The 20,231-nt window shown below is 30.3% G+C and carries 17 protein-coding genes and 11 tRNA genes; 1 reads left to right on the top strand and 27 read right to left on the bottom strand.

Features of this window, described 5'->3' with window-relative positions:
- Window positions 1–18 precede the first annotated feature (18 nt).
- From AACL07_RS00795 to AACL07_RS00745, 11 genes are all read right to left on the bottom strand, one after another.
- Window positions 19–762, bottom strand: coding sequence for a hypothetical protein (locus AACL07_RS00795; RefSeq protein ID WP_338983778.1), 744 nt, complete (start codon window positions 760–762; stop codon window positions 19–21).
- Window positions 763–772: 10 nt separating this feature from the next.
- A complete protein-coding gene (locus AACL07_RS00790) occupies window positions 773–1,228 on the bottom strand; it encodes a hypothetical protein (RefSeq protein WP_338983776.1) in 456 nt (151 codons plus the stop codon).
- 34 nt (window positions 1,229–1,262) lie between these two features.
- Entirely contained in the window at window positions 1,263–2,849 is a 1,587-nt protein-coding gene (gpmI, locus tag AACL07_RS00785; protein WP_422397426.1) for a 2,3-bisphosphoglycerate-independent phosphoglycerate mutase, read from the bottom strand.
- Between the two features lie 25 nt (window positions 2,850–2,874).
- A complete protein-coding gene (locus tag AACL07_RS00780; protein WP_338983772.1) occupies window positions 2,875–3,687 on the bottom strand; it encodes an HAD-IIB family hydrolase in 813 nt (270 codons plus the stop codon).
- A gap of 1 nt (window position 3,688) precedes the next feature.
- The gene (tpiA, locus tag AACL07_RS00775; RefSeq protein WP_338983770.1) at window positions 3,689–4,429 is read right to left on the bottom strand and encodes a triose-phosphate isomerase; all 741 of its coding nucleotides are present in this window, start codon (window positions 4,427–4,429) and stop codon (window positions 3,689–3,691) included.
- A 71-nt stretch (window positions 4,430–4,500) separates the two neighbouring features.
- Complete coding sequence (locus tag AACL07_RS00770) at window positions 4,501–5,604, bottom strand: hypothetical protein (RefSeq protein ID WP_338983768.1); 1,104 nt, start codon at window positions 5,602–5,604, stop codon at window positions 4,501–4,503.
- A 22-nt stretch (window positions 5,605–5,626) separates the two neighbouring features.
- Complete coding sequence (locus AACL07_RS00765; RefSeq protein ID WP_338983767.1) at window positions 5,627–7,798, bottom strand: hypothetical protein; 2,172 nt, start codon at window positions 7,796–7,798, stop codon at window positions 5,627–5,629.
- A gap of 114 nt (window positions 7,799–7,912) precedes the next feature.
- The gene (locus tag AACL07_RS00760) at window positions 7,913–8,671 is read right to left on the bottom strand and encodes an adenylate/guanylate cyclase domain-containing protein (RefSeq protein ID WP_338983766.1); all 759 of its coding nucleotides are present in this window, start codon (window positions 8,669–8,671) and stop codon (window positions 7,913–7,915) included.
- An 11-nt stretch (window positions 8,672–8,682) separates the two neighbouring features.
- Complete coding sequence (locus AACL07_RS00755; RefSeq protein ID WP_338983764.1) at window positions 8,683–9,156, bottom strand: Pycsar system effector family protein; 474 nt, start codon at window positions 9,154–9,156, stop codon at window positions 8,683–8,685.
- A 120-nt stretch (window positions 9,157–9,276) separates the two neighbouring features.
- A complete protein-coding gene (nagB, locus tag AACL07_RS00750) occupies window positions 9,277–9,999 on the bottom strand; it encodes a glucosamine-6-phosphate deaminase (RefSeq protein WP_338983762.1) in 723 nt (240 codons plus the stop codon).
- 21 nt (window positions 10,000–10,020) lie between these two features.
- Complete coding sequence (locus tag AACL07_RS00745) at window positions 10,021–10,737, bottom strand: hypothetical protein (protein ID WP_338983760.1); 717 nt, start codon at window positions 10,735–10,737, stop codon at window positions 10,021–10,023.
- A 61-nt stretch (window positions 10,738–10,798) separates the two neighbouring features.
- Here AACL07_RS00745 and AACL07_RS00740 point away from each other — a divergent pair, with 61 nt between their 5' ends.
- Window positions 10,799–11,635: a bifunctional 5,10-methylenetetrahydrofolate dehydrogenase/5,10-methenyltetrahydrofolate cyclohydrolase gene (locus tag AACL07_RS00740; protein WP_338983759.1), complete on the top strand. Its 837-nt coding sequence runs from the start codon at window positions 10,799–10,801 to the stop codon at window positions 11,633–11,635.
- Between the two features lie 31 nt (window positions 11,636–11,666).
- On the opposite strand, the gene AACL07_RS00735 is transcribed toward AACL07_RS00740, so the two are convergent.
- The 16 genes from AACL07_RS00735 to AACL07_RS00660 form a co-directional block, all read right to left on the bottom strand.
- Window positions 11,667–11,742, bottom strand: a tRNA-His gene (locus AACL07_RS00735).
- Between the two features lie 32 nt (window positions 11,743–11,774).
- Window positions 11,775–13,832, bottom strand: coding sequence for a 2-oxo acid dehydrogenase subunit E2 (locus tag AACL07_RS00730; RefSeq protein WP_338983757.1), 2,058 nt, complete (start codon window positions 13,830–13,832; stop codon window positions 11,775–11,777).
- Window positions 13,833–13,884: 52 nt separating this feature from the next.
- Window positions 13,885–15,162 (bottom strand): hypothetical protein, encoded by a 1,278-nt coding sequence (locus AACL07_RS00725; protein WP_338983755.1) that lies wholly within the window; start codon window positions 15,160–15,162, stop codon window positions 13,885–13,887.
- A 71-nt stretch (window positions 15,163–15,233) separates the two neighbouring features.
- On the bottom strand, window positions 15,234–17,648 hold the full coding sequence (leuS, locus tag AACL07_RS00720; RefSeq protein WP_338983753.1) for a leucine--tRNA ligase: 2,415 nt from the start codon (window positions 17,646–17,648) through the stop codon (window positions 15,234–15,236).
- A gap of 14 nt (window positions 17,649–17,662) precedes the next feature.
- A complete protein-coding gene (locus tag AACL07_RS00715; protein ID WP_338983751.1) occupies window positions 17,663–18,442 on the bottom strand; it encodes an SDR family NAD(P)-dependent oxidoreductase in 780 nt (259 codons plus the stop codon).
- Complete coding sequence (gene pgsA, locus AACL07_RS00710) at window positions 18,435–19,097, bottom strand: CDP-diacylglycerol--glycerol-3-phosphate 3-phosphatidyltransferase (RefSeq protein WP_338983749.1); 663 nt, start codon at window positions 19,095–19,097, stop codon at window positions 18,435–18,437. The genes AACL07_RS00715 and pgsA overlap by 8 nt, the downstream gene beginning before the upstream one ends.
- A gap of 111 nt (window positions 19,098–19,208) precedes the next feature.
- Window positions 19,209–19,285 (bottom strand) — tRNA-Ile (locus AACL07_RS00705).
- Window positions 19,286–19,288: 3 nt separating this feature from the next.
- Window positions 19,289–19,364, bottom strand: a tRNA-Phe gene (locus AACL07_RS00700).
- A 5-nt stretch (window positions 19,365–19,369) separates the two neighbouring features.
- Window positions 19,370–19,446: transfer RNA gene (locus AACL07_RS00695), tRNA-Asp, on the bottom strand.
- 2 nt (window positions 19,447–19,448) lie between these two features.
- Window positions 19,449–19,524: transfer RNA gene (locus AACL07_RS00690), tRNA-Met, on the bottom strand.
- A 12-nt stretch (window positions 19,525–19,536) separates the two neighbouring features.
- A tRNA-Ser gene (locus AACL07_RS00685) sits at window positions 19,537–19,629 on the bottom strand.
- Window positions 19,630–19,676: 47 nt separating this feature from the next.
- Window positions 19,677–19,753 (bottom strand) — tRNA-Ile (locus AACL07_RS00680).
- Window positions 19,754–19,772: 19 nt separating this feature from the next.
- A tRNA-Met gene (locus tag AACL07_RS00675) sits at window positions 19,773–19,849 on the bottom strand.
- Between the two features lie 5 nt (window positions 19,850–19,854).
- Window positions 19,855–19,930, bottom strand: a tRNA-Ala gene (locus tag AACL07_RS00670).
- 7 nt (window positions 19,931–19,937) lie between these two features.
- A tRNA-Pro gene (locus AACL07_RS00665) sits at window positions 19,938–20,014 on the bottom strand.
- 47 nt (window positions 20,015–20,061) lie between these two features.
- Window positions 20,062–20,138 (bottom strand) — tRNA-Arg (locus AACL07_RS00660).
- Window positions 20,139–20,231 lie beyond the last annotated feature (93 nt).

Genomic DNA, 20,231 nt, shown 5'->3' with positions numbered 1-20,231 from the left:
ACCATTATAAATGGTATTTTATTTATTGTTTGTTTTGTCGGTCATGAATACGACCCCATACATAATGTCTTCGCCTTCTTCAATCTCGTCATTTACAAAATAACCCAAGTATAGTTCGCTCGTCTTATAGTTAACAATTAATTTTAATCTACCTTCAAAGTTTTTAAGTTTAGGGTTTTCCAACTTAGCTTCAATGTTAATTTCTTGAATATAAGATAAATCAAGTTTTAAAAGCTTGTGTTCTCTATTTATTTCGAAACTATGACTAACCATTTTTCCGACTGCTAGTTCATGGCTGTTTATTAATCCAGTAACTTCTCTTGTGAAGAAGTTTTGTTCAAGTTCAAAAACATCTGATAGATAAAATGCGTCACTTTGTTTGTCTTTATTTTCAATAATTCAATCAAAATTTTCTTTTGAAATAACCCTCATTCTTTTTATAAATTCAGGATCTTTTATGAAGTCATTTCTCAATCATACTAATTGTTTTGTTTTTAAACACTTATTCAATTTTGTAATACGTATATTTTTTATATATGCAATTAGTGGCGTAATTGCAAATACAGAGAAAAACAATGTAATCAAAACCGAACTTAAAACAACTACTAAATTAATCCATTCAGAAAATCCAGCATGCTCTAGTCACAATTCACTGATTAGTATTTCGACAGTAATTGGTAATCCAATGTGTAGCATTAATTCATAAACTTGGTCTATGATACTTTCTTTTTTATACTCATGAAATTTTATTTGTTTATGCATATTTATCCTTTTATTTTAATTTATATGTGTCACTTTCACGTGTGTAGACAATTAATTTATTATCAATAATTTCTTTGAATTTATATACACCGTGAAAATGGTATCCTGATTCGTGTAACTTATCTTGATAGTTTACAAATGTAATAAGACCTGTATTGTTTGCAACATATTTATCAGTTGTCTTTTTAATGTCTTGTGTTACATTGTGATGATATACATTAGTATCGTCTTTTTCAACATAGATTGAATATCCTGATTGGATATCTTTTTCCTTTTTTTGAGCATTACTTAAGTTTACAAATCATATCTTGTGATTTGCATCAACTTTATATGTTCCAGTTAAAGTGGATATCCCATTTTCATCAGAAAATAGTGCACTAACAATGTCTGCAATAACACGATATGTAACTGTGTCGCTAGTTGATATTTCTTTTTTTTGTTTTATTTCTTTGATTGAGCTGCTCATATATTTCCTTAAAATAAAAATAGAAATTTACTTTCTATTTTTTGATTAATGACGGTTGTGTCATTTCTTTTGGTACTTCTACATTTAATAAATCCAAAATTGTTGGAGCAACATCAGCAATACCTGCATCTTTGTCCCTTAACTTGATTGTTTTATCTGTAATAATGATTGGTACTGTTTGTGATGTGTGCTTCTTGTTTGGACCACCTTCAGCGTCAATCATAACCTCTGCATTACCATGGTCCGCTGTAATCAACATTGTTCCATTGTTTGCTTTAGCCGCGTTATATACACGCTCTAATTGCTTATCTAAAGTAGCTACAGCTATTTTAGTTGCCTCAAGATCACCCGTGTGTCCTACCATGTCACAGTTCGCATAGTTTAATACAATCAAATCAAATTTTTGACTTTCAATTTGTTTAACTAATTGATCTGTAATTTCTGACGCAGACATTTCTGGTTTTAAATCATAAGTTGCAACTTTCGGTGACAATATTAAATCAATGCTTGAATTTGGTAAAGTTATTTCTTCTTGTTTAGCTAGACCATTTTTAAAGTAATCTTTACCACCATCAAAGAAGAAAGTAACGTGAGCAATTTTTTCAGTCTCAGCGATTCTTAATTGGTTCATACCTTTAGAACTAATTCATTCACCTAGTCCATTAATAACTTCAATTGATTTGAAACCAACATGTGGAGAAGTAACTGAATCTGAATATCTCATCATTGAAACAAAATGAATTTTGTCTCCAATGAATTTTTCGTTTTTAAAGGCAGCATCTTTTCAACCAATAAAACTATTGTTTGTAACTATTGATGCTAATTGAATTGCACGATCTGGTCTGAAGTTAGCAAATATAACTGCATCACCTTCTTTGATAAATCCGTTTTTTGCAGATGCGTTGTATGCGGGAATAATTCCTTCATCATCTTTACCTGCATCATATTGTGATTGAATGTATGCAGCTGAATCAGTAAATGACTCTTTGATAGTTCTTTGAGTTAAAGCATTGTATGCCTGAGCAGTTCTTTCAAATCTTTTGTCTCTATCCATTGCATAGAAACGTCCAGAGATTGAACCAACTTGACCAACACCTAATTTTTTAAATAATGCTTCTAGATCTTTTAAATAGTTAAGTGCAACTTTTGGTTTTGTATCTCTACCATCTGTGAATAGATGAACATAGATTTCTTTAACACCTTTAGATGCACCAACTTTTATCACTTCGAACATGTGGTTCATGTGTGCATGAACTCCACCATCTGAAAACAATCCCATTACATGTAATGCTGAATTGTTTGTTTTAACTAATTCAAATGCTTCATTTAAACCTTCGTTATCTTTGAAAGTGTTGTTTGCGATTTCATTATTGATTAATGAAAGAGATTCAAATTTAATTCTACCTGCACCTAAGTGTATGTGTCCAACTTCTGAATTTCCCATTTGACCATCTGGAAGTCCAACTCATTTACCTGATGCATGTGCAGCGACTCATGGATATTCTTTTTTTAGTTTTTCAACAAAAGGCATTCCAGCTTGTGTAACTGCATTACCTTTTGAGTCTTTGTCAATTCCTCAACCATCTAAGATTGTTAATATAACTTGTTTCTTTGACATAATTACTCCTATTATTTTTATTTGTTTATTACTTGTTAAAAACTAATTCTTCAATTGTTTTTGCGACACAACCTTCAGCGTCTGTGTATTTTGATATTTGAGTCGCAGCTGCTTTAGCAGCATCTCCTGAGTTAGCTGGACAAACTCCATAACCCGCTCTTTTTAAAGAAGCAACGTCATTTGCGCCATCACCCATTGCTAAAACTTCACTTACATTTACGTTGAATAACTTTGCAAAGTAATCTACAACATAACCTTTGTTAATGTCTTTAGCATTGATTTCTGCAGTTTTCGCGCCTGGTGCTCATTGAACGTGTAATCCTTGTTTTTCTAAATCAGCTTTATTAGCTTCTGTAAATCCTTGGATTAAAAATTTGTAAGTTGGTCTAAATTCTTTAACATCAGTTGATCTGATTTTAATTGTATTTGGTCTTGCAAACTTCAATTCATAATCAACTAAACTTTCTTCTTCACCATGTACTGCTTCTTTCTCATCTGAAAAGTAACTCATACCAATTAGGTTCTTGTTACTTTCAATATAGTTTCACAATCATTTTGTAAGTTCAGCTGAAATTAAATTTGTTTCTATTTCAATACCTGTATTTAAGTTTCTAATATTCGCACCATTAAAAGAAGCAATGAAATAGTCATCATTAATTTTTCCTAATTTTTCAAATTCATTTTGCTTTGCATAATAAGGTCTACCAGTTGCAAAAACAACTTTTACACCATATTCTTCATTTGCTTTTTTAATTGCTTCAAAATTTCCAGGGTGTGGCCCACCACCAAAAATATGGCATGTACCATCTAAATCTAAAACTAAAACCTTAACTTTTGACATACTATACCAATAATGCTAAGAATGACTCAACTTCTAATGAAGCTCCACCAACTAATGCACCATCAATGTCTGGCTGACTCATGATTTCTTTTACATTATCTGGTTTAACTGATCCACCGTATTGAATAACTACTTTATCAGCTGTTGCTTGGTCGTATAGATCAGCAATGATATCACGAACTGCTTTACATACATTTTGTGCAATTTGTGGAGTCGCAACTTTACCAGTTCCGATCGCTCAAATTGGTTCATATGCAACAATAACTTTTGAAGCATCTTCTGCACTAACTTCTGCAAAATCAGAAACTAGTTGTGATTTAACAAAATCAATTGTTTTACCTTTTTCGAATGTTTCCAAAGATTCTCCACAACATAACACTGGTGTCATGTTTGCAGCTAATAATGCTTTTACTTTTTTATTAATGGTTGTATCTGTTTCGTTAAAGTATTCTCTTCTTTCTGAGTGTCCTACTAGTGCATAACTAACATTAACGTCTTTTAACATTGGAATTGATACTTCACCAGTGAATGCTCCTGATTGTTCAAAGTGAACATTTTGTGCTGATACAATCAAATTTTTTGAACTTGATTTAACTGTGTTTAAAAGTGTTGCAGAAACTGCAACTCCAGCAATTAAGTCTGGTCTTGTTTTAAATCCTTTTTCTGCTTTTTCCATAAACTGTTTAGCTTCTGAATTTGTTTTGAACATTTTTCAGTTCCCAATTATTATTTGTTTTCTCATATAAAAACTCCTTGTATATGTACTAATTTTAATATAAAAAAGTAGTCTATGTAAGACTACTTTGAAATTATTTATTTGATAAAGCTTATACCACTTACAGATAGTTGAGACTCAGCTGTAGATCACATTGCATTTCATGCAGTTGCATATGCTGTGGAAACATTTTTAAATGAAATTTTAATATCTGCTTCAGAAATTTTTGTTTTAACAAAAAATTTGTTTTCATTCCAATTTTGATTTCCAGTGTAATCATATTGTTCAAATAGAACTTCTCCGTTTGTTAAATCAACGCTGAAATTCACATTTTCGAAATTAATTTTATCTTCACCCGCTCCCAAGCGATCACATCTCATGTAACCTGAATAATTGAAGCTGAATTTTTTATAGGTGTCGACAAACGCACTTACGCCAAGTTTTGGAGTTATTACGAATTCATGTTCATCAAAATCCACTTGTGTACTGTTGTAAGCGTGTGCATATGTGTCTTTACTTTCTCATGATTCATTCAACTTATAATTATAAGAAAATTTAACTTCAAGTTCTCCTTTAAATATTTCAGATTCATCAATGGCTCTAACTGTAGCGGACTCATAAGTTATTTTGTCTACATCAAAACTATTTGAACTTGAACTGTCAATTTTATTTAGTGTTAAAAAATTTTCAATTATTGTATTTTTATCTATTAACTTTATTTCTCCTATTTGTCCATCCAAATTTGAAATGTCAATTTTTTCAACTGGATTTTCTCCGCCTTCTTCATTTTCATTTTTTAGATTAACATTTACCGCCATAACTCCTTCAAACATGCTATTTGTGTCCTTAGCAATGAACCTTGCTTTATAGTCAACAGATTCTCCATAATTAGGCCTGTCAAAATTTATGCCAGTTGTGATTCATTCATCTTTTTCTAAAAATAAGTATGAATTCAAAAAATTATTTACTCAATATAATTCTGAATTTGCAACTACAATTTCAGCAATTACAGCTTCTTTAACCTCGTCTGTAGTTTGGTTTTCATTCATAAAACCAAGATCTAGTGAAACATCATTCATTTTTTGAGTTGTCAAGTTAACAACCTCAAAATTTTGTGAAATCATCGCTTTAACCACATCATCCACAACCGCAACATTACCACCATTATTAAATAGGATTGATATTATTATTAAACTTTTCATATTAATTTCCTCTTTACTCTATCTATCTTTGTTTTTTTCTATGTTTATATACAAATATTATAATTCCAATAAAAATTATTGGAATAGAAATTGAGCAAATAATTATTCATATTGGAGTTGATACCTTTTTTATACCAACAGTTTCAGTAAGAAGGTCAATTTTTTGGTAAAACGATCCATATACTTTATTTGACTCCTTTGAGGATTCAACTCTTAAAAAGAATTGATGATTTGATTTCATATTTTCAAATAAATCACTCAAGTATTTTTCATCTACAGTTTCTGATTTGTAAATTGTTGTATCTTTAAATAGTTCGATATCACTTTCTGATATATCGGGAACATAAATTTTTTGAATTAGATTTTGTTTTATTGTGTTAAGCGAATCAGATGCGCTTTGCCTATTAATTTTTATTTCTAGCATATCTTGTTTTATATTGCTAATATTGTGTGCATCTTTTTTATAAATTAAATTAAATTTATTCTCATTAATAAAGTTACCGAATTCTTTGATTCCTGTCATTTTTATTTCCACCACGCCAGTTGCTTTTAGGAATCTTTCAATTTGATTCATTTGATCAAAAATGTTTTTATTGTTAAAAGAAAAAATAACTTGTGATTTTATATTTCGACTCCAATCTGGTATTACGATATTAGCACCATTATTCATGGTGTCAAATTGGTCTTTTATGTGGTTGTTTATTTGAATATACATATTTCTATAATCTAAATTATCAATACTAAGATTTTGAGTCTTAATATTTGATAAATTAATTAATTTATTTTTGTTATTTTCTTCTCATTCATATTGGTTCTCGTTTATTTTTTTTCCAAAATATGTCTTATTTTTGTTATTTACTTTTTCCATATCTATTTTTTCTTTGTTGTTATATCAACCAACATTTTTTGATAAAAAATTAGAAAAAACATGGCCGAATTCATGAAAAAATGTTCCAAAAGGTATTTGGTTATAACTATTTAATGAGTCATTTATGATATTGTCGTTACCCAACACTAATGAATATTCACTTGTGTATATGGTAAGTCCTCCAACATTTGGTCTCTCTGAGTTTAATCAATTATTTTTATTCTCATACACGGTTAGACCTTTTCAATAAAAATATATTCCATCAGTTTTGGTGCTATTCGTTACATAGTCAATATAGTTAAACATTGTTTCAATTGAGCGTTTAATTGAATTTAATTTTTCCTTTGTCGCATATTCAGATACAATAACGTCATTATTAAAGTTTCTATTATGTTTTATTACCATATTATTAACTGTATTCTCAACTTCAACCGTTGAAATGCTTTCACTTTTAACAAATGTATTTTCTCTTAATTTTTCGTCAATCTCACCAAATGATTTTTTATATACTGCAGGTGGTTCATGTTCTGGTTTTAAAATGTGAAAAAAATCTAAATAAATGGGACTTATCAAGTTTGTGATTTTTTCAACATCCAAAACTCTTTCGAGACTGCCAAAATTCAGCTCAATAACCTTTGTATAATTCAAAGGGTTATTTTTGTCTCCATATACCCACGATGATATTGAGGACGATAAAAGATTCAAAATATAATTTTTTGACTCAATTGGAATTTTCGGCTCATTAATTGGAGCAGTAAATATCAGATCGTTTGAAGATAAATTATACTTATTAAACGACCCCGTAGAATCATCAATGTAATTTTTTAACTCTGTATTACTAGCATCTTCATTGTATTTTTTAATTTCTAAAACAGGTAAAACATTTAAAAAATAATCATTTAGAACATTTCAATAAATATTTTGATTTCTTTCAATATCTATGTTACCAATTCAAAATTCAAAATTTTCTGCAAAAAATTCAGATTCATTCATTAATGAATATTGACTATTGGCTAACGCACCAAGTAAAAAAACATACTTAAAATTGTAACTATCATTTTGTTGTAGTTTGTTAAATTCATCATTTGAAAGGAGCGGGCCTATATTTTCCAAGATCATATTTTCCACTTTACCTATATTAGTATCTTCTATATTTTCTAAGTGTTTAAATATGTAGTATGGTAAAAGTATCTCAGCAAAATTATTTTCATTTTTGTAATTATTCTTTAGATCAACCTTCTCAATTGAATCGTCCGAAAAATAGAACACGTTGGAACTCGAAATGAATGAATTAATTATTGCAAAAAATATAAATATTATCTTCATACTTTGATTATAGCAAAAAAAAGAGCACAACTTTATACGCCCTATTTAACTTTTATCCAAAATGAAATATAAAATATTCACCAACAACATTTCCTTAAAAAGAAAAGTAAAAATTTAATCTTGATAGTTATTAGTCAACCAATTATTAATTTCTATATTTATTAAATTGTATTCATATACTTTCCCTTCTATAGCATTACAACCAACTTCTTTAAATCAACTAATTGTTTCAGAAAAACCTAATTCCTTTATGTGAATAATTAAATTTATATAAAAATTTTCAGAAATTAATATTTTATCAAATCCACTTCTTCCAGCTACAGATGATAGTTTTGAAGCAAATGAAACAGATTCTCCAATTCAAATTTTATCGTTTAAACTTCCTGATTCCCCACTTACTCCTGCCTTAATTATTAAAGATTCAGAAGCGGCTATCCCAATTCCAAATTCAATACATGGAAGTGATTTTGATTTTAGTTCTTTATTCAAAACTCCCATAAATGTATTTATGGCTACAGATGTATTATAGATTTCATAAAGATCTTCTCTATTTGGAGTCGAATATATTCCATAAACACAATCGCCTCTAATACCTATTTGCCTATAATTTTCATCTATTTTTAGAATTCTAATTATTTCACTGCAAAATGCACGCATCATCTTCGCAATTGTTGTATCTTTTATTTGACCAGTAAATAACTTTGTTGAATCAACAATGTCAACAAAAATAGCCGAAACTCATGCTTTTTTTCCATTCTTAAATGATCATTGATTTTCATCCTTTGGAATTTTAGAGTCAATCACTTCAACTTCATTTGGTGAATCTAAAATATTTCTAATTCTATTTAAGCCATTTTTATAATCATACAACATATCTACAACTCCTATACAACTGCTAAAATAATTCCTATAAAAAAGGCAACAAGCGAAGCTATAAAAAATGAAATTCCTCATTTTAATAGATTGTGTTTCCTTGTGCAAATTTTTGAATTAATTACTATTTGCTTTTTATACTCTTCTTTTAATTCTTCATTAGTTACTTCGACAAATATATCTGTTTTGGAAATATCTTTGTAATATATTTTTGATTCTTTACCGTTGTTATTCCTTTCTTTCTTTTTGGATTTTGGAAATATTACACATATAAAAATAATAATACCAGTTATTATTAAAAGAAAAAATAATAAAAAGAAAAATGTTGGTCAAAAACTAACAAATAACGCGCTAAAGACATTACCTGCAATAAAGAAACCTAAAAATAATCCCGATACTGTTAAAAAAATTTCAGATTTAAAATCAAAATTTTCAATTTGCCTTTTTATAATGTTGTAAATATCTTTTAACTCTTTTAATTCCATGTCTTGGTTCTTTCCTTATTGTAGTCCTGGGTAATTGTTAAGATTTTATTAACCTTACGACACTCTACACATGTACATTGTAGATAATGCTTGGCATGTTTGTTCTTTAATAATTTATATTTAAAGTTTTGAAGCTGCTTTTTCATCAATGATGATTGTTACATCTTTGTGGTTTTGCAATAATGTACATGGTCAACTTGGGTCAACTTTTCCATTCACTAATTGAGCAATAGCGTCAGCCTTAGACTCGCCTAAAGCAATTAATAATATTTTTTTTGCAGACATGATTGATTTCATACCCATTGATATTGCCTGTGTTGGCACGTCTTCTTTTTTAGCAAAGAATCTTGCATTAGATTCAATTGTTGATTCTACCAAATTAACAATTGATGTTAATGAATTAAAGTCTGCTGGTGGTTCGTTAAAACCAACATGTCCATTTGTCCCTAATCCTAAAAGTTGTAAATCAATTCCGCCTTTAGCTGCAATTAATTCATCGTATTTATTTGCTTCTTCATTCGTACTGATTGAACCACTTGGAATATTTGTGTTTTCTTTTTTAATATTAATGTGATCAAATAATTGTTTTCTCATAAAGAAATCATATGATTGATCATCTGTTGGTTTTAATCCTTTGTATTCATCTAGATTAAATGTTGTTACATTTGTTCAATCAATTTTTTCACTGTTTGTTCTTTCAATTATTTGGTTATATGTTGAAATTGGTGTTGAACCAGTAGCTAAACCCAATACTGGTTTATCCTTGTTTATAACTAGGTCTAAAATAATTTCAGATCCTAATTTACCTGCTTCGATTTCGTTTTTTACTTTCAATATTTTCATAGTGTTTCTCCTTTTAATATTTTAATACATTTTATCTAAGATATTATTTCATGTATCAAAATAAGTATATAGATTTGGAATGTCATCAACACGTCACTCTCTTTGTCTATTCATTCTTGATAACATAACATAAGTTAATAATTTATTTTTACCTCTAACAAGGTATTGGACCTTTTTGCATTCAAGAACAATCCCATATTGTTTTGGGATCATGTTCACAATATCGATGTACTTAATTTTGTGTTTTATTTTTTGGTCTTTGTCTGTAATTATTATTTGATCTGTTGAGTAATAGAAATCAAATGTTCCAATTTGTTCTAGTTCTTTTTTTCCATCAAAGAAATGCAAGTTACAACTTGATTGAAATAAGTTAACCGATTCTTTATCTTGGGTTGTGAATTTTACCTGCATTTCTTTTAAAGGTCTTCAAGTTGTAAAAACCAATTCTTCAAGTTGCCTTACAAATTTCTTTTCTCTTTCACTTAATTCAATTTTCATTTTTTTAATTATTTTATTGAATCTTCAAATAAAAATTTCTGATATCGAAAAGTTATCTCTAACTCATTTAAATAAAACTCAATGTTTATAGTCAATATAATCACTATCATCTTTGTATTGTTTTTCTAACTTATTGATTTTAAATTTATTTGTTTTAAGTACTGTTTCAGGATTTAAAAAAGGATAAAGATCAGATCTTATCTTTTGAAAGCTTGGACTAGCATTGTGATTAACAAACATAAATTACCTTTTTAAATATATAAATATTATAATCTATATATCTTATCCTTTGGAGGTGTACATGAAATTGATTGACGGAGCTTTGTTAGCAAAAAAATTAAACGAACAAAATAAAACTGAATTACTTAAATTTAGCACTAAAGCTAAATTACAAGTAATTCAAGTTGGTAGTAATTTTGCTTCAAATAAATATATTGAATATAAACAAAAAAAAGCTATTAACTTAGGAATTGACTTTGAACTATTAAACTTTGATGAAAGCATTTCAGAAAAAATTGTAATAGATCAAATTATTAAATCTAATAATGACAAGTCAATTACAGCAATCATTGTTCAACTACCACTTCCAAAACACATTAACTCATTAAATATAATAAAGGCCATTAGCCCCATTAAAGACGCAGATGGGTTCACTCCCGTGGCAATGGGTGAAACTGTTCTAGACTTACCCATAAATCCCCCCGCTACTCCCAAAGGAATTATGAAATTAATTGATTCTGAAGGTATTGATTTAGTAGGTAAAAATGTTGTAGTTATCGGTAGAAGCAATATTGTTGGTAAACCGGTTGCAAACATGTTAATCAATAGACAAGCAACTGTTACTGTTTGTAATACAAAAACAAAGAACATTGACTCATATATAAAAAATGCTGAAATTATAATTTGTGCTGCCGGTTCACCAAACCTAATCAATAAAAGCAACATCGGACATAATCAAATCATTATTGATGTTGGTTCTAATTACATTAACAATAAATACTGTGGTGATGTTAACTTTGACGAAGTAAAAGATTCAGTCTCACTTATCACTCCTGTTCCTGGCGGTGTTGGCCCAATGACGATATGATCTTTATTTGATAATGTTATTCAACTACATAAATTACAAAATAAAAAATAACACATAAGTGTTATTTTTTTTGTTTTCAAAATGGGGCGCCCGAAGGGGATTGAACCCTCGAATGTCGGAACCACAATCCGATGTGTTAACCATTTCACCACGAACGCCATAACCAAAATAATTATACATTATTTTAGTTTTAAGATAATGTTAAAATTTCTGGCGTCTGTAACAAGTATTTTATTCAATTAACAAACTCATTTGCACTCTCAGCGCTTGCGGCTCGTTGATCATAAGTAAGAATTAAATTCATAGATGCTTTACTATACATTTTTCCACCAAACTCAAATGGTTTTTTAACAATTTTACTCATTGCAATAATAGCCACATTATCATTTGATAATGTAGGTTTCATAAACGAAGCCGAACCCACAAATGTTCCAATTTTAATTGTTGATTTTTCTTCAACTAATTTTCTACCCCTTCTAATATCTGAAGTGATTCCTATTAATTGAGTACCAAGTTCTTTTATTGATAAACCATTTGCAGTGTGGATTACTGGCACTACTGACTTTTCATCTGTTTCAATTATTATTCCAATATCGTGTTTTTTAATTGGTCTTGATTGTTGAGCTGCTTGATCAAATTTGGCATTAAATGCTGGGAATTTTTCTAGTGCATTTGATAAAGCCTTAACTACAAAAGACATTGACGAGAACGGGAAACTTGAATCATTTTCGCGTAACTTAGATTTTAGTTTTATTATTCTAGATACGTCAACACTTGTTGAGATTGTATCTGGTTGTATATTGCTTTTAACCAATTGTAGTTGGTTTCTACTTGATGGAGTTGGTTCAAATTCTTCAAGACCAAATAATACATCGGCATCTGAAAAACCTTTGTTTACATCTTCATCAAAATCAATTGTGTTGTAAACATCTCTGTTTACTTTCTTAGTAAGCAGTTCTTGTTTTAATAATAAAATTTCTTTTTGTAGTTTTTCCACATCATTGTTTGGTGTTCTGTGTTTTATATTTTTTGCAGCTGATTTAACAACATTAGAAATTTCATTCTTTGTAATCTGTTTTTTTACATCTTGTTTTGGAATGTTTGAAGTTTGTTTTGTTGTAGTTGATTTAGCAACATTTTTATTTGTATTGTTGTTTGTCTGTTTTGTTGTGGGGTTACTATTTGTTTGTAAGTTAAAAAGTGGTTTAGTTGTTTGTTTTGTTAAAAAGTTTTTAGTTTCAACTGGTTGTGGGACCGTTCCCATAACTGGTTTAGCACTTTTATTTTTATTATTAAATACTTCATTCTTTAAAGTTGGGTGTTTTTGTTTTGAAGTTTGCGCAACTTCTTTACTCACAACATCGCTTCTAACTGGTGTTGCTGCACTTGAAGAATCAATTAAACCAGATTTCGGTTGTTTTGGTTTTTTAACCTTAACTGGTTGTGGTCTATCTACTTTGAACCCAGATTCATTTTGTAATGTTGCTCTAATTGAAACTCTTTTAATTTTTGCTTCTTCATCTAATTTTTCTTTTAGTATAGATTGGTCACCAGTGACTGAAGGAAGTCTTTTTTCAACTCTGTCGTATATTCCATTTAGTTTTAATCAAATAACAAAATCATGTCTACCATCAATTGTGTTTTTGTATTTTGACATAATTACATCACCAGATTTGTGATCTGTAATTTTCAACTCACGATTAAAGTGAACCGGTATTTCGATTCCCTCAATATAGTCTTCACTTTCCCTTGAAGATTTCTTTGATCTCATTCCGCTCTCGAGAACTTTGCGTCTTTCATCCAATGAGTTCGCGCTTTCTAATACATTATTTTTTTGTGTGTTGTCTTGGTTTAGAATTTTTCTTTCTGTATAAGTTAAATTTGATTTTGACTTAGACTTAATATCTTCTAAAACTTTTTCTTTAGGTGATGATGGCAATGTTACGTTTGTGTTTATTGAATTAGTAACAAACGTTGAGTAGTTATCTGTTTCAGTTGTGTTTACTGAATCGATATCTAAAGTACCTTCAGTGTAATCTTCAACTCTTTGGTTTATTATGTTTCTAAATGTTTTAGGTCTACCCTTTTTGTCTAGTGACGTTGTTGCATCTATTTTTTTGTTTTCTACAACTTTATAATTTTCTTCTTCCATGATTTTGTTCATTCTTTGTTCTACAAGTTCACGAAATTTAGGTTTGTTAGATTCAGGTGATTTTTCGAATAAATTTTTATTTGTTTTTTCAGACATTTTGACCCTTACGATTATTTTAATATTTATATTATATACAAAAAAATAAGGTTTATTCAAACCTTACTTTTGCGTTTACTACACCTTTTTTTACTAGCTTTTGATAACGCTTTGACTCTTTGACATTCCTTAGAACAACTTCTGAATCTTTTTTAGAAAGATTGTTGATCATTTCTTCAAATCGTTTATTGTATTGTCTTTTTGCAATATTGTTTTCTTCAATGTCTCAAAGTTTTTCTGCAAATATTTGCATCTTTTCACGTTGGAATTCTTCAATCTCACGTTCATGATATTCTTTTGGAACTAACTTTAACTTACGTTTAAAGTTAGTTCATTGTACTCTATCGTGAATTCTGACCTTTTTCTTTTCTTGTCTAGCAATTGCTCTATTTGCACTTCTTTTTGCCATACGGTAATCATGTTCTTCTTTTGAAAGTGATACATCATTTAAATCATGTCATCTATAGTATTTAGAGTTGTTCAACGCAAGATATCCGAGTGTGACCCCAACAAAGACCCCTGTAATACCCAAACATGCAGCAATAGTAACTAGTACATACGTTCATTGGGCATTGTTGTGAGAGAAGAAAACAATTTCTGAGCCACCAATGACATTTGTTCCATATTTTAATTCATATTTATGAAAATCCAAAAATCAATATGGGTAGTAGAATTGAGTATTGAACCTGGCATCAAAATCAATTATTCCAATACCATTACCATTGTGAAAAATCCCATCTCATCCAATTGGTTGATTCCCACTATAAATAAATTCAAAGAAATCTGGACCATATTGTTCAAAACGTAATTCACCTCTTATCATTACATAAACCAAATAAGCTACTGGATATGCACAAACACAAAAAATACCAAATCTATTAAAGTCTTCAATTGACATATAAACATTTCCTGAAGTCGTAAAGAATTGTGTCACCATGAACAATGGGATTACTAAGTGTAAAACAACAGTCGATACTCAGTTGATTGGTCTATATGCCCCAATCTCATCTGGTGACGCTAAAAGACCAAACCAGAAAACAATAAACGTAACAGTAATATAAGTTGTAATCGCAATTTCCAAACCAAGTAGTCTTTGTGTTCCATAAATTTTTTGTAAGAATATAGTCACAATAAGATAAACAACAACAATGTAATTTGACTGTGTAGTTCAAAATGCATAGTAAATGTTTATTCTTTCAATTGTTGGAATTCCACCTAAGTTATACTTAGGAAATCAAATTTGTGAGCAAAAGTCAAAAATTAAAAAAAGAACTAACACATTAAGTATCACTAGTTTTAATATAAAGTCTAAATTTTTACTGATTTTCATTTATTTCGTTTCTCTCTATTTATTTATTATATTTAATTTTTGTGAGCAAAAAAAATAAAAATCAAGTATTTCTACTTGATTACGAAGTTAACAATCTTATCTTGAACTGCAATTTCTTTTATTATTTTTTTATTTTCTAATTGAGTTTGAATTGAATCAATTTTTTTAGCCATATCTAAAATTACATTTGACTTAGTCCCACGAGCAGTTTCAAAAGTTGCACGTAGTTTACCATTAATTTGGACTGCAATTGTAACAACATTATCTACTAATTTTTTGTCATCGAATGTTGGTCATACTTGATCACACACTGAATTCTTTTGTCCAATTTTTTGTCATAACTCTTCACAAATGTGAGGCGTAATTATTGACAACATAATTAGGAAGTTTTTAATGTGTTCAATATAAACTTGTTTTTGTTGTGAATATATTTCATTTACAAAAACCATCAATTGTGAAATGGCAGTATTAAATTTATAGTCACTAATCATTTGACCAAAGCTTTTAACCATCTTGTTGTACGCAACATCCAATGATCCATCATTTGTTTTTGAAATTTCAAATGTATCAACCATTCTATATACACGATCAATTCACTTACGTGCACTATCAAGTCCACTTTCACTCCATTGTAATGAAGCTTCGATCGGTCCCATGAATGCAATAAATAATCTAAGTGCATCAGCTCCGTGAGATTCTATAATATCATCTGGGTTAACAACATTACCTTTTGATTTAGACATTTTAGTTCCACTATTATCAAGCACCATTCCTTGATTAATCAATTTATTAAATGGCTCTGGAGTTGAAACAATACCAAGGTCAAATAATACTTGGTGTCAAAACCTAATGTAAAGCAAATGCCCAACGGCATGTTCTTGTCCACCCAAATATAAATCAACTGGTAGTCATTTTTTAAATAATTTTTTTGCTTCTGGAGAATCTATATTAATAAATTCATTTGGACCCTTGGCCAAAATATAAGCCAAGTGATATCAAGATGAACCAGCTGATTGTGGCATTGTGTTTGTTTCTCTAACCAATTTTTTGTTATCCAAATCAATGTTCAATCATTCTTTGATATTCGCCAATGGTGATTCACCAGTACCTGATGGTTTGATGTAATCTGTTTTAGGCAATTCGACTGGTAATGACTTTTCAAGTAGAACAATATTTTGTTCGTCATCAAAAGCAACTGGGAATGGTTCTCCATAAAAACGTTGTCTTGAAAATAATCAATCACGTAATTTGTAGTTAACTTTTATGCTTCCTTTGTTTTCTTTTGACAGTAACTTTACTAATGTCTCTTTTGCTTTTTCAAAATTCATACCTTCAATTAATTTTGAATTCACATATTCTGATTTTCCAATGAATGCTTTTGATTCATCTTCCGCTTTTAAAACAAATTTAATTGGTAGTTTGAATTTTTTGGCAAACTCTCAATCTCTTGAATCATGTGCTGGTACTGCCATAACAATTCCTGTTGCATAATCATTTAATACATAATCACTAATCCAGATTGGTACTTCTTCTTTTGTAATTGGATTAATTGCGTATTGACCAATGGATACACCTGATTTAGGTTTTGATTCATCTTGACGTTCAATATCTGATTTAGAAAGAGTTTTTGAAACATATTGTTCCACTTCTTTTTTCTTAGAATCAATCGTAATCTCTTCCACTATTTTATTTTCTGGAGCTACCACTAAATACGAAACACCATAAATAGTATCAATACGAGTTGTAAATACGTTTAGTTTTTTATTAGTGTTTTTAACATCAAACTCAATTAATGTACCTTCCGATTTTCCAATTCAATTTTTTTGTAAATCTTTAATTGATTTTGGCATATCAATATCATCAAGACCTTTTAGTAATCTATCTGCGTATTCAGTTATCTTCAAAACTCATTGTCTCATTGGTTTCTTGAAAACTTCAAAGCCACCAACTTCAGAAACCATTTTTCCATCGACATTAATTACTTCTTCATTTGCTAATGCAGTTCCTAATTCGGGACATCAATTAACATTAACATTTCTAATTTCGGCTAGTCCTTTTTTATATAGTTGAATAAAAATTCATTGTGTAGTTTTATAGTAATTTGGATCAGATGTAATTATCTCTTTGTTTGGATCATATGAATATCCCATTTTTTCTAATTGAACTCTAAAGTTTTCAATATTTTTAATTGTAAAATCTCTTGGGTCATTTCCAGTTTTAAGAGCATATTGCTCAGCTGGTAATCCAAATGCATCATATCCCATTGGGTGCAAAACATCATATCCATTTAATCTTTTAAATCTTGAATAGATATCAGTTGCAGTGTAACCCTTTGTGTGGCCAACGTGTAGTCCAGCACCTGAAGGGTATGGAAACATATCTAAAATGTATGCTTTCTTATCGCTTTTATTTTTAGTGGCAAATGCATTATTTTCTTTTCAAAATTTTTGTCATTTCTTTTCAATTGCTTTGTGTGAAAATTCCATACAACATATATCTCCTAACGTTCTTTTTGGTATTTATATATTTTTTTAAGTACTGTACTTCTTGGTGCGATGTTAATTCCAAACTTTGCCAGTTTATTCATTTTTCCAATGATAATAACACTCTTGTTTGTTTTTAAACATTTACGCAATGATTTGATTGCATATGTTCTCGTACTCATTACTTTGACTTTTGAATAGTAAGTCGCATCAATTTGATTTGAACTCCTATTTCAAAAATCAGTCTTTAGTGGTCCGGGGCAAATTGTAATTACACGGGCTTTAGATTTCGCCATTTTTAATTCTAAGTTAACAGCTTCACCCAATGATGTAACATATGCTTTTGATGCATAGTATCCAGCAAATACAGGACCCGGTGTGAAAGCAGCCATCGAACCAACATTGATAATTCTTCCAACATTTTTTTCTTTAAATATTTTTACAAATTCTTTAGTCAATATGTGAAGTGCTTTAATGTTTAGATCAATCATATTCATTTCAGATTGTATGTCTGATTTTTCAAACATACCTCAAACACCATAACCTGCATTATTAATTACAAGTTCAATGTTTTTATCTTTTACTTCTTCAATTAATTTAAAGCAGTTATCATTATTGCTCAAATCCATATTTATGGCAACAACTTCTCGTTCAGAGTGTTTTTTTTGTAATTCACCTAAACTATCTGTATTTCTTGCAACACCAATAATGTCATAACCTTTCGTTAATAAAAGGTCACAATATTCAAATCCTAACCCTTTTGATGCACCAGTAATAAGCGCTCATTTTTTATTCATCTTTTTCTCCGTGACCTTGGTCTGATGCAATACTAAATAAAACTTTTCTATTTAATATCATATAATTTAGCGCGGCCGCAATTGATAATATTGCAGCAATGTATGTTGGAATCATAACTAATTGATTTATTAAACCAAACTCACCATACAATCATGTGTCACCGCTAAAGCTTGATAGTCCAACAAAAAATAAAATTGACATCCCAAGCATTTGAACTGCAGCTTTATATCTACCTAAATTATTAGCAGCCATTATTGTTTTTTGAGTTGCCAACACTTGTCTTACAACATCGATAATAAAATCTCTACCAATAAAAATCAATACTATTCATAAAGGTAAAATTCCAATTACTGCAAATACAACTAATATCAAGTTTGTTAAAAGCTTATCTGCGATTGAGTCAAAGAACTTACCAAAGTTAGTTACTTGATTATATTTTCTAGCAATATATCCATCTAACATATCTGATAATGAAGCTATGATAAACAATAATCCCGCTATTAAATCCGAGAGTGCTAGTGAATAATTTCCCGATGTAAATTTTGTTGTTATCACATCTCACCCATGACCATTGGCTGGTCCTAAAAATATCATAATGATTATCATGGGTATAAAAATCAGTCTAATTAACGTTACTCTGTTTGCTCAATTCATAAATAATTTCCTTACTACTATTATATACACTAATGAAATTTTATTAATTAATAGGTATTTCAAAAAAAAAAAAAAAAAGGATTTCTCCTTGTTATATTTCGTATTCATAAATGGTCGAAATAAGTGGACTCGAACCACCGACCTCTCCGTTATCAGCGGAGTGCTCTAACCAGCTGAGCTATATTTCGAAATGGTGGTTTTGAACGGAATTGAACCGCCGACACATTGAGCTTCAATCAATTGCTCTACCAACTGAGCTACAAAACCATTATTGGCGACCCCAACGAGACTCGAACTCGTGATCTCCTCCGTGACAGGGAGGCGCGATAACCAACTTCGCTATGGGGCCATTGGTTGCGGGAGCAGGACTTGAACCTACGACCTTCGGGTTATGAGCCCGACGAGCTACCAACTGCTCTATCCCGCGATATATAAAAAATGGCGGAAGATGAGGGATTCGAACCCCCGCTCGGGTTTCCCCGACTCTCGGTTTTCAAGACCGACCCCTTCAGCCAGGCTTGGGTAATCTTCCGTATAATTTTTATAGTCCGCATAGCGAAGCCTATCTGGCGTCGAATTTGGTGGACATTATTGGACTTGAACCAATGACCGCCCGGTTATGAGCCGGGAGCTCTAACCAACTGAGCTAAATGTCCAAAATGATTAATATAAATATGGTAGCGGGGGCGAGACTTGAACTCGCGACCTCCCGGGTATGAGCCGAGCGCTCTAACCAGCTGAGCTACCCCGCCATATTTGGTGGACCCGATCGGGATCGAACCGACGACCCCCTGCGTGCAAGGCAGGTGCTCTCCCAGCTGAGCTACGGGCCCAAATAAATGGTCGAGAAGACAGGATTCGAACCTGCGACCCTTCGGTCCCAAACCGAATGCTCTACCAAGCTGAGCCACTTCTCGTTATATAAACAAATATTTCTGGTATGAATATTTGTGATGTTTCTAGCTGGTGCGCCCTAAGGGACTCGAACCCCTAACCTTTTGATCCGTAGTCAAACGATCTATCCAATTGATCTAAGGGCGCATATGAAATATCACAATTATTATATATAATTTGTATCTAAAGATATAGACAAAATAAATTATATCTTAAATTCATTACATAGATATACCCTTT

This window comes from Spiroplasma endosymbiont of Othius punctulatus (genome assembly GCF_964019505.1).
Lineage (GTDB): Bacteria > Bacillota_I > Bacilli_A > Mycoplasmatales > Mycoplasmataceae > TIUS-1.
This window is presented reverse-complemented; position numbering and strand designations above follow the sequence as displayed.